Source organism: Corallococcus silvisoli, from assembly GCF_009909145.1.
GTDB lineage: Bacteria > Myxococcota > Myxococcia > Myxococcales > Myxococcaceae > Corallococcus > Corallococcus silvisoli.
Genome location: NZ_JAAAPJ010000009.1, coordinates 257,934 through 271,216, shown reverse-complemented (window position 1 = coordinate 271,216; position 13,283 = coordinate 257,934). Strand labels below are relative to the sequence as shown.

The following is a 13,283-nucleotide window of genomic DNA, read 5'->3' as shown; positions in this document are numbered from 1 at the left end:
CCGCCCCATGTCCCCCCGGCCCGTGCTCGCGCAGCGTGTCTCCCGCTTCGGCACCACCGTCTTCTCCGAGTTCAGCGCGCTGGCGCTGAAGCACCAGGCCGTGAACCTGGGGCAGGGCTTCCCCGACTTCGACGGCCCGGACGCCATCAAGGAGGCCGCGTGGAAGGCCATCCAGGGCGGCGTCAACCAGTACGCCCCCGGCGTGGGCGCCAGGGACTTGCGCGTCGCCATCGCGGAGCACGCGCAGCGCTTCCACGGCCACGCCGTGGATCCGGACACCATGGTGTCCGTCACCAGCGGCGCGACCGAGGCCATCCTCGACGTCATCCTGGGCCTGGTGGATCCGGGGGACGAGGTGATCGCCTTCGAGCCGTTCTACGACTCGTACGACGCGAACATCGCCTTCGTGGGGGCGACGCCGCGCTACGTGCCCCTGCGCCCGCCGGACGCGTCCCATGCCACGTGGTGGTTCGACCGCAACGAGGTGCGGGCGGCCTTCGGACCGCGCACGCGGCTGCTCATCCTCAACTCGCCCCACAACCCCACGGGCAAGGTGTTCACCCGCGAGGAGCTGGAGTTCCTGGGCAACCTCTGCGCCGAGCACGACGTGAAGGTGCTGGCGGATGAGGTGTACGAGCACATCGTCTTCGCCCCCGCGCGCCACATCCGGGCCGCCACGGTGCCGGTGCTCGCGGACCGCACAGTGACCGTGAGCAGCGCGGGCAAGTCCTTCAGCCTCACGGGATGGAAGATCGGGTGGATCATCGCGCCGCCGCCGCTGCGGGACGCGGTGCAGCGCGCGCACCAGTTCGTCACCTTCGCCACGGCGTCGCCGTTCCAGGCGGCCATGGCCGTGGCCCTACGGCTGCCGGACAGCTACTTCCAGGAGCTGACGGCGCTCTACACCGCGAAGCGCGAGCGGCTGCTCGCGGGCCTGCGCGAGGCGGGGCTGAAGGCGTACTCCCCGGAGGGCAGCTACTTCATCCTCGCGGACATCACGGGCTACGGCTTCCAGGACGACGTGGCCTTCTGCCGGCACCTGGTGACGGAGGTGGGCGTGGCGGGGATTCCGCCCAGCGTCTTCTACGGTCCGGAGCACCGGCACCTGGGGCAGGGCTTCGCGCGCTTCGCCTTCTGCAAGACGGAGGGCGTGCTGGATGAGGCCGCGCGCCGCCTGCGCGAGAAGCTGCCCGCCCTCAAGCGCTGACGCCCGCCCACGCCCGTGGACGCCTTCTTCGGGGAGCTGTACCTGCGCAGCACGCTGCCGTTCCTCTCCGAGGAGGTGACGGCCCGGGAAGCGGAGTACCTGTCCCGGGCGTTCGCGGACGTGGAGGGGCCGGTGGTGGACCTGGGCTGCGGCCACGGCCGGCACGCGGCCCGGCTCAACGCGGAAGGGGGGCTCGCTGGCAGGGTGGTGGGCCTGGAGCTGGATCCGCTCTCCCTGCGCCTGCGGCGCCCCGGCTTTCCCGTGGCCCAGGGTGACCTGCGGGCGCTGCCCTTCCAGGACGCGTCGGTGGGGGGCGCCTACGCCTGGTATTCGACACTCTTCGCCTTCAGCGACGCGGAGCACGTCCAGGTGCTGCGCGAGGCCGCCCGGGTGCTGCGGCCCGGCGGACGGCTGGTGTTCCAGACGGTGCCGTACGAGCGCCTGGCGCGAAGTCCGGGCGCGGCCTTCCACCAGCGGTTACCGGATGGGAGTCTCCTGGAGGAGGAGAGCCGCTTCGACGCGACGCGTGGGAGGGATGTGGGGCAGCGCCGGCTGACGCTGCCGGACGGGCGCGTCCTGCGAGCGGCGTACGCCATCCGTTACTATCCTCTTGCGGAACTGAAACGTCTGTTGGAAAGCACGGGCTTTTCGGTGGCATGGGTGCACGGAGGCCTGGATTCCAGGCCGATGACACCCGACTCAACCGACCTCATCGTGGGAGCTGGGCGCGGTTGACCCAGGACTCGTCCAGTGGATCCGAAAGAGACATCGCGAACGCGGGTCGGCCTGCTGGGGCAACTGCCCCGCCGGGTCGACGTGTATGAGGTCGGCCCCCGCGACGGCCTGCAGAACGAGCTGCGCACGCTGCCCACCCGCGACAAGGCCCGGCTCATCAACGCCCTGGTCGCCGCGGGGGAGAAGCGCATCGAGGTGACGTCGTTCGTGTCACCCAAGTGGATCCCCCAGCTCGCGGACGCGGAGGAGCTGCTCAAGCTGGTGGGCCGCCGCGAGGGCGTCGTCTTCTCCGCGCTGGTGCCCAACCTCAAGGGCCTGGAGCGCGCGCGGGCCGCCGGTCTGGAGGAGGCCGCGGTGTTCATCTCCGCGTCGGAGGCCCACTCCAAGAAGAACATCAACAAGACCATCGCGGAGGCGCTGGCCGGGGCGCGGGAAGTGACGGCCGCCGCCCGCAAGGCCGGGATGCGCGTGCGCGGCTACCTGTCCACCGTGTGGGGCTGCCCCTACGAGGGCCACGTCCCGGTGGAGCGCGTGGTGGACATCTGCCGGCAGCTGGTGGACGCGGGCATCTACCAGCTCAGCCTGGGCGACACGATTGGCGTGGGCACGCCCCGGCAGACAGAGGAGATCCTGGGCGCGCTGCTCCAGCACATGCCGGTGGACACGCTGGCGCTGCACCTGCACGACACGCGCGGCACCGCGCTGGCCAACGCGCTGGTGGGGCTGGCCGCGGGCGTCACCACCTTCGACGCGAGCATCGGCGGACTGGGCGGCTGTCCCTACGCCCCGGGCGCCGCGGGCAACCTGGCCACCGAGGACGCGGTGTTCATGCTGCACGGCATGGGCGTGGACACCGGCATCGACCTGGACAAGCTGGTGGAGGCCGGTGAGATCGCCCAGGAGCTCATCGGACGGAAGCTCGCGGGCAAGTACCTCCAGGCCGCGCTGGGCGAGCGGGACAAGAAGGCCACCCGCCGCGCGCAGACCTGAGCGTCCCCCGCGGGGACCGCGTGACTAGCGGTCCCCGATCATCGCGGCCAGCCGCGACTCCAGGCCCAGGTGCTGGGCGGCGATCTCCAGCATCCGCCGCTCCTTGCGGTCGATGCGGCCGTCCACCAGGGCCATCTCCACGATGTGCCGCAGGAACACCTCCGCCTCCGGGCTGCCGCGCGGCATGAGGCGCTCGAAGAGCTGGGGCCCGGCGTTGAGCGCCATCTCCACGTTCGCCCACGGCACGCTCCAGCGCTCCGCGCACAGCTTGAGCAGGCGGCGCTCGGCGGCGGAGACCTCTCCGTCGGCGGCGGCGATGGACGCCATCATGTAGAGCAGCCGTTCGCGCTCCTTCACGTCCGTCATCACGTGGTCGCCGTCGCCCGCCATGGGCGGGGGCACGAAGCCGCCCCGGTCCTCGTCCCGGGCCTGCTGGTAGCGGGCCACGTTGGCGGAGTGCCGCTGCGCGTGGTGGACGTTCCAGGACTCGAAGGGGAGGGCGGACGCGAGCACCCAGTCCCGCTCGCCGGTGCCCAGCACCGTGCCGCAGAACTCGCAGGTGTTGGCGGCGCTGTTCGTGAGGGGCGCGTTGCACTGCGGGCAGCGGTCCGTGGACATGCCCGTGTCGGTGTTCGTCTTGGCGCCGTGGCGGCGCCGCAGCGTGAAGACCCAGCGCTGGGGCACGGTGGGCAGGCTGGGCGGGCGCTCATTGACGGGGCCCACGCCCATGCGGGCGCTCCAGCGGATCTCCACCTGCGCCTCGTCGAAGGACTCCGGGTGGACCTCCAGCGCGCGCACGTCCACCGCGCCCACGGCGCACTCCAGGAAGACGCGGCGCCGGCCGCGCTTGCGCAGCTCCGTCAGCTCCGCGCCCAGCGCCGTGAGGGCCTCCGCGTTCGCGACCTTGGACAGGCGCGCCGTCTCATCGCGGCTCTGCGCGTCGATCCACTTCCAGAACAGCAGCGACGCGCGGTCCTCCATCATCTCCAGGTTGAGCGCGGGGTCCTCCGCGCGGGCCTGCAGCAGGCCGTCCACCTGCTTGTGGTGCCGCACGTACTCCACGCCCTGCGTGATCTCCGACAGGGTCCAGTCGTAGTTGCCGGAGTTCACCACCGCGTTGCAGAACTCGCAGGTGTTGGACGCGCCTCCGTTGTAGGGGGCGCCGCAGTTGGGGCACTTGCCCTGGAACAGGTCCTCGCCAATGCGCGTCTGGGCCCCGGGCTTGCGCACGAAGGTCCACACCTCCGTGAATGCCTCCGGCGCCACGCGGCTCGCGGCGGCCATGGCCTGCGCGTCCGTCTGGTCCGCGGCCACGTCCGTGTCCCGGATGCTGGCGCGCACGCGCACGTGGATGCTGTCGTACCAGTTGCTCTGGTGCAGGCCGATGAGCTGCACGTCCAGCACCCGGATGTCCGCGAGCGCGTCCCGCACGCCCTGCGCCTGCATCAGGGCGAGCTGCACGTTGAAGCGCTGCCACGTCGCGTCCGACAGGAAGGGGCGCACCGGCGTCATGTCCCGGCGGAACCACGCCTGCTGCAGCTCCAGGAAGAGCCAGCGCACCTTGTCCAGCGTGGGCTGAAGTTCAAACGACGGGTCCTTGAGCTTCAGCGCGTTGACCCAGCCCTGCACGTCGCGGCCGGACACCTCCGTGCGCACCTCCGCTTCGCGTTGATCCAACGCGCGCCGGGTGGTGGCGTCCGGGTGCAGGTTCCGCCTGTAGAGCCAGTAGATCCCGCCGCCGATGACGAGCAGCGGGATGGAGACCTTGGGGTAGAGGAAGATGAACCGCACCAGGTCGAAGAGCAACCAGAGGGGCAGGCCGTCCCCACCGCCCCCCCCTCCGCCGCCGCCCCGGTCGCGCCCGGACGTGTAGTGCTCGCCGCCACCGCCTCGCGCCAGGGCCACCAGGGGCAGGGCGAGCAGCAGCAGCGTGGACACGGTGAGCAATCCCGGCAGCCACCGCCACGGGCGTTTCGTCGGAGGGCACGAAGGCATGGGCGAAATCCTATCCGTTTACGGCTTGCCAGACTGGGGAACAGGTTTCAGGCTGCGCGCCATTCACGCGGGCCGCTCCGGGCGGCCCGACACGGGGAGCGAAGATGCCGGAGTTCAAGGTCGACGCCCGCGGGGCCATCGAGATCTGGACCATCGACGGAGAGAGCCGCCGCAACGCCATCAGCCGCGCGATGCTCCAGGAGCTGGGCCAGCTGGTGGACCGCGTCTCCGCCAGCCGCGCGGTGCGCGCCGTCATCCTCACCGGCGCGGGAGACAAGGCCTTCTGCGCGGGCGCGGACCTGAAGGAGCGCGCGGGCATGGCGGAGCCGGAGGTGCGCGCCTTCCTGGACGGCCTGCGCAAGACGTTCCGCGCCATCGAGAAGAGCGACTGTGTCTTCATCGCCGCCATCAACGGCGCGGCCTTTGGAGGCGGCACGGAGCTGGCGCTGTCCTGCGACCTGCGCGTCGCCTCGCCCGCCACGGAGCTGGGCCTCACGGAGGTGAAGCTGGGCATCATCCCCGGCGGCGGCGGCACCCAGCGGCTCGCCCGGCTCATCGGCCCGGGCCGCGCCAAGGACCTCATCCTCACCGCCCGGCGCGTCAACGCGGCGGAGGCCTTCAGCATCGGGCTGGTCAACCGCCTGGCCCCGGAAGGGCACCTGCTGGAGGTCGCCTTCCAGCTCGCCGAGGCGGTGGTGGAGAACGCCCCCGTGGCCGTCGCCACCGCGAAGCACGCCATCGACGAGGGCACCGGCCTGGAGCTGGATGACGCGCTCGCGCTGGAGCTCAAGAAGTACGAGGAGGTGCTCAAGACAGAGGACCGTTTGGAAGGGCTCCGCGCCTTCGCGGAGAAGCGTCCCCCTGTCTATAAGGGCCGCTGAGGCCCCCGAAAGCGACAGGGGCGGCAGGCCCGCGGTCGCCCGCGGACCATGCGGCCCCTGGCTCATGCGTTCTGTGTGAGGCGGCGGACGTGGTGCCCGCCGCCCGCGCCGCCCGTCCTCAGGCGCTGGCGGTCTTCTCGCCGCCGATGTTCACGCCCTGCTTGTTGATGTAGCCCATCGCCTTGTCCTTGACGGTGGTGCGCAGCTCCGTGCCCGGCCGCGGCGCCAGCAGCAGCGCCACCACGCTGCCCGCGGCGGCGCCCAGCAGGAACGCACCCAGCCCCCCCAGGCCCGTGCGCACCGGCTTGTACGTCCTCAAGCCCACATAGCGCAGCGCGTCGTCCGGGTCGAACCGGTCCCAGGACTTGCGGGCCCGCTTGCCAGCGAGCTCCGCGTATTCGGGGATCTGGTCCAGGAGCTGGTGCGCCACGTACTGGCGGTACAGCTTGCTCTTGGCCAACGCCTTCGCCTGCCACGTCTTCTTCCTGAACATGGGTCCCTCCAGGGCCGGATGATTCACGGGGCGAGCGTGGCCCGCCTGGGTGCACACCCCCCGTGCAGCACTGAAGGTAGGCAGGGAAGCCCCCGGTGCCAGCCCCCGATGCGCCGCGCCGTGGCCTCATGCGTCGTCCTTTGGACTGCACGGTTGGCGGTTCGCACGGCAAGAAGGCAGCCATGGCAGGGGTTTCTTGGTATGGGACGGCGGCCATGTCCTACGACCAGAAGCTGCTCGAGACGATCGCCCAGGTGGAGAAGGGCGGTGCGCCCAAGTACCACGCGAAGAACGCGGAGAGCGGCAAGCTCTTCGCCCGGGAGCGCATCCGGCTGCTGGTGGACGCGGACTCGTTCGTGGAGGACGGCAAGCTCGCCAACAACCTGGATCCGGAGCTGCCGTCCGACGGCGTCATCACGGGCGTGGCGCGCATCGCCGGCCGCGCCGTGGCCATCATGGCCAACGACTCCACGGTGAAGGCGGGCAGCTGGGGCGCGCGCACGGTGGAGAAGATCCTGCGCATCCAGGAGACGGCGAAGGCGCTCCGGTGCCCGCTGATGTACCTGGTGGACAGCGCGGGCGCGCGCATCACGGACCAGGTGGAGATGTTCCCGGGCCGCCGGGGCGCGGGCCGCATCTTCTACAACGAGGTCCACCTGTCGGGCTTCGTCCCGCAGATCTGCCTGCTCTTCGGCCCGTCCGCCGCCGGCGGCGCGTACATCCCCGCGTTCTGCGACCTGGTCATCATGGTGGAGGGCAACGCCTCCATGTACCTGGGCAGTCCGCGCATGGCGGAGATGGTCATCGGCGAGAAGGTCACGCTGGAGGAGATGGGCGGCGCGAAGATGCACTGCTCGGTGTCCGGCGTGGGCGACGTGCTGGTGAAGACGGAGCAGGAGGCCATCGCCGCGGCGAAGCAGTACCTGGCCTTCTTCCCGGAGAACTTCACCCAGGCCCCCCCGCGCGTGGACGTGAAGGCGCCCAAGCACAGCGGCAAGCGCGTGGATGAGATCGTCCCGCCGGATCAGAACAAGCCCTTCGACATGCACGCCCTCATCGCGGAGCTCATCGACGAGGGCAGCTGGTTCGAGGTGAAGAAGCTCTTCGCGCAGGAGCTGATCACCGGCCTGGCGCGCATGGGCGGCCGGACGGTGGGCATCGTGGCCAACCAGCCCAAGTACAAGGGCGGCGTGCTGTTCGTGGACAGCGCGGACAAGGCGGCCCGGTTCATCTGGCTGTGCGACGCGTTCAACATCCCGCTCCTGTACCTGTCGGACGTGCCGGGCTTCATGATCGGCACCAAGGTGGAGCGGGCGGGCATCATCCGCGCGGGCGCGAAGATGATCTCCGCCGTGTCGGAGGCCAGCGTGCCGCGCATCTGCGTGGTGGTGCGCAAGGCGTACGGCGCCGGCCTCTACGCCATGAGCGGCCCGGGCTTCGCCCCGGAGGCCACGCTCGCGCTGCCCCAGGCGATGATCGCCGTGATGGGCCCGGAGGCGGCGGTGAACGCCGTCTACTTCAACAAGATCCAGGAGCTGCCGGAGGCCGAGCGGCCGGCCTTCGTCCAGAAGCTCCGCGACGAGTACAAGCAGGACGTGGACATCTACAAGCTGGCCAGCGAGCTCATCATCGACGCGGTGGTGCCCGGCGATTCGCTCCGCGGGGAATTGATGCAGCGTTATTCGCTGTATGCCGACCGCTTCCAGCCCCGCGCCGAAAAGAAGCACGGCGTCCACCCCGTCTAGAGTCCCCCACCTGATTCCACGCTAGATTCCGCTCCCGACCATGGACTTCGAACTCCCCGACAGCCACCGCGCCCTCCAGGCCTCCCTCCGTGAATTCTGCGAACGCCGCGTGAAGCCCTACGCCCGCGAGTGGGACAAGGACGAGAAGTTCCCCCTGGAGGTGGTGCGGGAGCTGGGCCAGCTGGGCGTGCTGGGCATGCTCGTCTCGGAGGAGTACGGGGGGGCGGGCATGGACTCGCTCGCCGTGGCGGTGGCGGTGGAGGAGATCGCCCGCTACGACGGCTCGCTCGCGCTGACCGTGGCCAGCCACAACGGCCTGGGCACCAGCCACGTGCGCGTGTTCGGCAACAAGGCGCAGCACCAGCGCTACCTGCCGAAGCTGGCCACCGGCGAGTGGCTGGGCGCGTGGGGCCTCACCGAGCCGGGATCCGGTTCGGACGCGTCCGGCATGCGCACCACCGCCGTGAGGAAGGGCGACAAGTGGGTGCTCAACGGCGCCAAGATGTTCATCACCCAGGGCACGGTGGGTGACGTGTTCGTGGTGCTCGCGCTCACGTCGCCGGAGAAGCGCCAGAAGGGCATCACCGCCTTCGTGCTGGAGAAGGGTCACCCTGGCTTCAGCCAGCGCTCCATCCACGGGAAGCTGGGCATGCGCTCGTCGGACACCGCGGAGCTCATCCTGGAGAACGTGGAGGTCGGTGACGACGCCATCGTGGGCGAGGTGGACCGCGGCTTCATCGACACGCTGAAGATCCTGGACAAGGGCCGCATCACCATTGGCGCGCTGTCGGTGGGGCTGCTGCGCGGGGCGCTGGAGGAGTCGGTGGCGTACTCGCGCGACCGCACCGCGTTCGGCCAGCCCATTGGCGAGTTCCAGGGCCTGCGCTGGATGATGGCGGACATGAAGACGGACCTGGAGGCGGCGCGCCTGCTGGTGCACCGCGCGGCGCGGCTCGCGGACGCGGGGAGGCCGTACTCGCAGGAGGCCTCCATGGCGAAGCTCTTCGCCTCCGAGGCGGCCATGCGCGCCTGCAACAAGGCCGTGCAGATCCACGGCGGCTACGGCTACACGCGCGAGTTCCCCGTGGAGCGCTACCTGCGCGACGCCAAGCTCTGTGAGATTGGAGAGGGCACGAGCGAGATCCAGCGCACCATCATCGCCCGCGAGACCTTCAAAGGGGCCTGATGGATACCGCTCGGCTGCGAGAGCTGGGGCTCCAGGTCCGCGAGGAAGCCGCCGGCATCGAGGTGATGCTGGACCTGGAGGCCGCGTCCCTGGTGAACCCCATCACCAAGGACTTCATCACGGAAGTGTCCTTCCAGGTCCTGGGCGACCGGCTCATCCCCATCGCGCCCGCCGCGGTGGTGGGCATGACGCCCATCCTGCTCTCCGCCATCGACGCGGCGGAGGAGATGCAGGCGCTGCTGCTGGACACCTTCAGCGACCACGTCTTCCACCTGCAGCGCCGCTCGGAGGAGCTGCAGCTGCTGGGCCTGCCCGCGGACGTGGATCCGCAGTCGCTGGTGCTGGCCACGACGGTGAAGGAGGGCCCGCTCGTCGTGAAGCTGGTGGCGGACCGGCAGGGCAACTTCCGCGTCGCGGAGGCCCGGCGCAACGGGGAGGAGCTGATCACCGCGGCGGGCCACGTCATCGAGCTGTCGGAGTTCCGCGAGCGGGCGGCGCTGACGGGCTACCTGTCCGCGCTCCTGGGCGAGCCGGTGGCGCGCACCCCGCAGAGCGCGCCCGGTTCGGAGCCGGTGCGCTTCGTGGAGGTGGTGGAGAAGTTCGGCCCGCAGGCCCTGGTGCCGCCGCGCAGCAGCCTGGAGCTGCTGGCGCAGTTGCAGGTGGAGGGGCGGGTGTACCGCTTCGCCGCCGCGCGCATCGCGGGGCGGACCTTCCGGGGCCTGCTCGCCGGCACCCAGGGCAAGGTGTGGGCGGGCCGCTTCGAACTGGATGAGTTCCCCGGGGTGGTGCGGATGGTGGCGGATCTGTTGAAGGTTGCTCCCGAGGCCGTGCGCCTCGTGGGCCCGGACGCGCCCCAGGAGTGAGCCGCGTGGAGAAGATGACCCTGGCCGAGCGGGTGCAAGCCCTGGAGGCCCGCCTGGGAGTGGAGTTCTCCAAGCGAGACCTCGCCCTGGAAGCCCTGACGCACAAGACGTACGTCAACGAGAACCGGGACCAGAACCTCAAGGACAACCAGCGCCTGGAGTTCCTGGGCGACGCGGTGGTGGACCTGGCGGTGTCCCACCGGCTGATGGACCGCTGCCCCGGTGTCCCCGAGGGCGAGCTCACCAAGATGCGCGCCCGCATCGTCCACGAGGAGGGCCTGGCCCGCGTGGCCCGGGGCCTGCGCCTGGGCGAGCTGCTGCTGCTGGGCCGGGGCGAGTCCCAGTCCGGGGGCCGCGACAAGAACTCGCTCCTCGCGGACGCGCTGGAGGCGGTGCTGGGCGCGGTGTACCTGAGCGGCGGCCTGGAGCCGGCCCTGGCGCTGGTGGACCGGTGCTTCGGGGAGGTGGTGGAGGAGGTGGCCTCGGGCGCGGGGCGCCTGGACTACAAGACGCTCCTCCAGGAGCTCTCCCACGAGAAGCTCAAGCTGTCCCCGCGCTACCGGGTGGTGGCGGAGTCGGGCCCGGAGCACTCCAAGGTCTTCGAGGTGGAGGTGTGTATCGGGGAGACCGTGTACGCCCGGGCCAACGGCCGGAACAAGAAGGAGGCCGAGCAGTCCGCCGCGCGCACCACCCTGGAGCGCCTTCGGGCGGCCCCAGCCCCGGAATCCGGGGCGGAGGTGGCTCCGGCGGAGGCCGTGGGAGGGACTTCGCCAGACGACCCTCCGGCGTGAAAGCCCTTGGAGGGGGAGGGGGGTGGGGGGTAGGGTCCGCGCCTTCCTGCCCTGGAGGCCGTCCCGTATGCACCGTCTTCTCGGTATCACCGTGGCGCTGGCCGCAGTCGCGGCGTTGGCCGCCGAGCCCGCAGTGGGCCCCTGGACGAAGAAGGTCCAGGCCGGCAAGGACGTCTACGCGACCCTGAAGACGAGCCAGGGCGTCATCACCGTGAAGCTCTTCTCCAAGGACGCCCCGAAGACGGTGGAGAACTTCGTCGGGCTCGCCACGGGCGAGAAGACCTGGACCGACCCGAAGACCGGCGAGCCGGTGAAGGGCAAGCCCCTCTACGCGGGCACCGTCTTCCACCGCGTCATCCCGGGCTTCATGATCCAGGGCGGCGACCCCACCGGCACCGGCATGGGCGACCCGGGCTACCGCTTCGAGGACGAGTTCCAGAGCGGCCGCAGCTTCGACAAGCCGGGCCTGCTGGCCATGGCCAACGCGGGGCCGAACACCAACGGCAGCCAGTTCTTCATCACCACCTCCACGCCCGCGCACCTCACCGGCCGCCACACCCTCTTCGGCGAGGTCGTCACCGGCTACGACGTGGTGGAGAAGATCGCCAGCGTGCCCCGCAGCGCCCAGGATCGGCCCCAGACGCCGGTGGTGCTCACCTCCGTCACGCTGAGCGACAAGGCCCCCAAGCAGGCGGCCGCCGCCAGGCCCAAGGCCACCGCCACCCCGAGTCCCGCCCAATGAGCTTCATGGAGCAGGCCCGCGCGGGCGTGGAGCTGTACGGCACCTTCGACACCACCGAGGGGCGCATCGTGGTGCGCCTGTTCTCCCAGGAGTCTCCGAGGACGGTGGAGAACTTCGTGGGGCTGGCCAGCGGGGAGAAGGACTGGAAGCACCCCATCACCAGCGAGACCATGCACGGCCGCCCGCTCTACGACGGCACGCTCTTCTTCCGCTGCATCAAGGACTTCATGATCCAGGGCGGGGATCCGACCAGCCGGGGCAACGGTGGGCCGGGCTTCCGTTTCGAGGATGAGTTCCAGGGCGGCCGGCGTTTCGACAAGAAGGGCGTGTTGGCCATGGGCAACACGGGCCCCAACACCAATGGCAGTCAGTTCTTCATCACCGCGGCACCACAGCCCCACCTGGACAACCGGTACACCATCTTCGGCGAGGTGGTGGCGGGGCAGGACGTGGTGGACCGCATCGCCAATGAGCTTCCCAAGGACTCGAACGACCGTCCGCGCCGGGACGTGCGCATCCAGACGTTGACCCTCTCCACGGCGCGGCCGTCCTAAGCCGTCCGCCGCCGTCCTCAGCGGTTCCAGTGGTTTCCCCGGGGCCTTCCTTCCGCAGTCGGAGGGCCCACTGATCATCTCCGGAAGTATGGCCTCCCAGTCCCAGAAGAAGACCCCTCGCGCTGGCTTCGCCGCGCTCATCGGCCGGCCCAACGTGGGCAAGAGCACGCTGCTCAACGCGCTCACGGGCGAGAAGATCGCCATCGTCTCGCCCAAGCCGCAGACCACCCGCAACCGCATCCTGGGCGTCGTCACGCGCCCGGAGGGGCAGGTGGCGTTCATCGACACCCCCGGCATCCACCAGGCCAAGGGGGAGCTCAACCGCTACATGGTGGAGGCCGCCATCTCCGCGGCCGAGGAGGTGGACCTGGTCCTCTTCCTCATCGAGCCACCCCAGGGCGAGACGCTGGAGGTGACGCCGGGCAACCGCGACATCCTCGAGCGGCTGCAGAAGGTGGGCAAGCCCACCTTCCTGGTCATCAACAAGATCGACTCCATCCCCAAGTCGAAGCTGCTGCCGCTCATCGCGCTCTACGGCCAGGAGTTCCCCTTCGCGGAGGTGGTGCCCATCTCCGCGCGGGAGAAGGACGGCGTGGAGCACCTGTTCCAGGTGGTGCTGGGCCACATGCAGGAGGGCGAGCCCCTCTTCGCGGAGGACATGCTCACGGACCAGCAGGAGCGCGTGCTGGTGGCGGAGTACATCCGCGAGCAGGTGCTCCGGCACTGCCGGCAGGAGATTCCGTACTCCACCGCGGTGCTGGTGGACGTGTTCGACGAATCCGAGCGCGAGCCGCGCCCCGGCACGCCCCCGGGCCAGCTGGGCGGCCTCATCCGCATCGCGGCCTCCATCTACGTGGAGCGCGACAGCCAGAAGGCCATCCTGATTGGCAAGCAGGGGCAGATGCTGAAGCTGATTGGCACGGACGCGCGCAAGTCGGTGCAGCGCCTGCTGGGCGCGCACGTGTACCTGGACCTGCGCGTGCGCGTGGAGGCCCGCTGGAGCGAGCGCGCCGCGGGCCTGCGCAAGCTGGGGTACGAGTGATGTCGCCGTCGTCGCTGAAGCCGAAGTCGTCGCCGCAGAAGTCGTCGTCGCTGTCGAAA

The 13,283-nt window shown here is 70.3% G+C and carries 13 protein-coding genes; 11 read left to right on the top strand and 2 right to left on the bottom strand.

Annotation, left to right across the window (positions count from 1 at the left end):
- The first annotated feature begins 7 nt into the window (after positions 1-7).
- Genes GTY96_RS19745 through GTY96_RS19735 form a run of 3 tightly spaced genes read left to right on the top strand, consistent with a single transcriptional unit; the run spans position 8 to position 2,932 of the window.
- A complete protein-coding gene (locus GTY96_RS19745) occupies positions 8-1,207 on the top strand; it encodes an aminotransferase class I/II-fold pyridoxal phosphate-dependent enzyme (RefSeq protein ID WP_161665503.1) in 1,200 nt (399 codons plus the stop codon).
- A 15-nt stretch (positions 1,208-1,222) separates the two neighbouring features.
- Positions 1,223-1,942: a methyltransferase domain-containing protein gene (locus GTY96_RS19740; protein WP_143904540.1), complete on the top strand. Its 720-nt coding sequence runs from the start codon at positions 1,223-1,225 to the stop codon at positions 1,940-1,942.
- A gap of 15 nt (positions 1,943-1,957) precedes the next feature.
- Positions 1,958-2,932, top strand: coding sequence for a hydroxymethylglutaryl-CoA lyase (locus GTY96_RS19735; RefSeq protein WP_143904542.1), 975 nt, complete (start codon positions 1,958-1,960; stop codon positions 2,930-2,932).
- Positions 2,933-2,956: 24 nt separating this feature from the next.
- Here GTY96_RS19735 and GTY96_RS19730 read toward each other — a convergent pair whose 3' ends face one another.
- Entirely contained in the window at positions 2,957-4,927 is a 1,971-nt protein-coding gene (locus tag GTY96_RS19730; protein WP_161665502.1) for a TIM44-like domain-containing protein, read from the bottom strand.
- A gap of 104 nt (positions 4,928-5,031) precedes the next feature.
- Here GTY96_RS19730 and GTY96_RS19725 point away from each other — a divergent pair, with 104 nt between their 5' ends.
- Complete coding sequence (locus tag GTY96_RS19725; protein WP_143904546.1) at positions 5,032-5,808, top strand: enoyl-CoA hydratase-related protein; 777 nt, start codon at positions 5,032-5,034, stop codon at positions 5,806-5,808.
- Positions 5,809-5,926: 118 nt separating this feature from the next.
- Here GTY96_RS19725 and GTY96_RS19720 read toward each other — a convergent pair whose 3' ends face one another.
- Positions 5,927-6,301: a YtxH domain-containing protein gene (locus GTY96_RS19720; RefSeq protein WP_143904548.1), complete on the bottom strand. Its 375-nt coding sequence runs from the start codon at positions 6,299-6,301 to the stop codon at positions 5,927-5,929.
- 215 nt (positions 6,302-6,516) lie between these two features.
- Between GTY96_RS19720 and GTY96_RS19715 the strand changes: the two genes are divergently transcribed.
- The 7 genes from GTY96_RS19715 (at position 6,517) to era (ending at position 13,224) form a co-directional block, all read left to right on the top strand.
- Positions 6,517-8,046 (top strand): acyl-CoA carboxylase subunit beta, encoded by a 1,530-nt coding sequence (locus tag GTY96_RS19715; RefSeq protein WP_161665550.1) that lies wholly within the window; start codon positions 6,517-6,519, stop codon positions 8,044-8,046.
- Positions 8,047-8,086: 40 nt separating this feature from the next.
- On the top strand, positions 8,087-9,232 hold the full coding sequence (locus GTY96_RS19710; RefSeq protein WP_143904550.1) for an acyl-CoA dehydrogenase family protein: 1,146 nt from the start codon (positions 8,087-8,089) through the stop codon (positions 9,230-9,232).
- On the top strand, positions 9,232-10,095 hold the full coding sequence (locus tag GTY96_RS19705; protein WP_186002008.1) for a hypothetical protein: 864 nt from the start codon (positions 9,232-9,234) through the stop codon (positions 10,093-10,095). Before GTY96_RS19710 ends, GTY96_RS19705 begins: the two co-directional genes overlap by 1 nt.
- A gap of 14 nt (positions 10,096-10,109) precedes the next feature.
- Positions 10,110-10,886, top strand: a complete 777-nt coding sequence (gene rnc, locus GTY96_RS19700) for a ribonuclease III (RefSeq protein ID WP_186002021.1) — start codon at positions 10,110-10,112, stop codon at positions 10,884-10,886.
- A gap of 67 nt (positions 10,887-10,953) precedes the next feature.
- Positions 10,954-11,628 carry a peptidylprolyl isomerase gene (locus GTY96_RS19695; RefSeq protein WP_143904555.1) on the top strand — a complete coding sequence of 225 codons (675 nt, stop codon included), beginning with the start codon at positions 10,954-10,956 and terminating at the stop codon, positions 11,626-11,628.
- Positions 11,625-12,182: a peptidylprolyl isomerase gene (locus GTY96_RS19690; RefSeq protein WP_143904557.1), complete on the top strand. Its 558-nt coding sequence runs from the start codon at positions 11,625-11,627 to the stop codon at positions 12,180-12,182. Before GTY96_RS19695 ends, GTY96_RS19690 begins: the two co-directional genes overlap by 4 nt.
- A gap of 88 nt (positions 12,183-12,270) precedes the next feature.
- Positions 12,271-13,224, top strand: a complete 954-nt coding sequence (gene era, locus GTY96_RS19685) for a GTPase Era (protein ID WP_143904559.1) — start codon at positions 12,271-12,273, stop codon at positions 13,222-13,224.
- Positions 13,225-13,283: the final 59 nt, after the last annotated feature.

Bases quoted from the DNA above. Each gene is read 5' to 3' on its own strand.
- GTY96_RS19720 (WP_143904548.1), bottom strand. From the start codon at position 6,301: ATGTTCAGGAAGAAGACGTGGCAGGCGAAGGCGTTGGCCAAGAGCAAG.
- rnc (WP_186002021.1), top strand. From the start codon at position 10,110: ATGACCCTGGCCGAGCGGGTGCAAGCCCTGGAGGCCCGCCTGGGAGTG.
- era (WP_143904559.1), top strand. From the start codon at position 12,271: ATGGCCTCCCAGTCCCAGAAGAAGACCCCTCGCGCTGGCTTCGCCGCG.
- GTY96_RS19710 (WP_143904550.1), top strand. From the start codon at position 8,087: ATGGACTTCGAACTCCCCGACAGCCACCGCGCCCTCCAGGCCTCCCTC.
- GTY96_RS19730 (WP_161665502.1), bottom strand. From the start codon at position 4,927: ATGCCTTCGTGCCCTCCGACGAAACGCCCGTGGCGGTGGCTGCCGGGA.
- GTY96_RS19745 (WP_161665503.1), top strand. From the start codon at position 8: ATGTCCCCCCGGCCCGTGCTCGCGCAGCGTGTCTCCCGCTTCGGCACC.
- GTY96_RS19725 (WP_143904546.1), top strand. From the start codon at position 5,032: ATGCCGGAGTTCAAGGTCGACGCCCGCGGGGCCATCGAGATCTGGACC.
- GTY96_RS19705 (WP_186002008.1), top strand. From the start codon at position 9,232: ATGGATACCGCTCGGCTGCGAGAGCTGGGGCTCCAGGTCCGCGAGGAA.
- GTY96_RS19695 (WP_143904555.1), top strand. From the start codon at position 10,954: ATGCACCGTCTTCTCGGTATCACCGTGGCGCTGGCCGCAGTCGCGGCG.
- GTY96_RS19690 (WP_143904557.1), top strand. From the start codon at position 11,625: ATGAGCTTCATGGAGCAGGCCCGCGCGGGCGTGGAGCTGTACGGCACC.
- GTY96_RS19715 (WP_161665550.1), top strand. From the start codon at position 6,517: ATGTCCTACGACCAGAAGCTGCTCGAGACGATCGCCCAGGTGGAGAAG.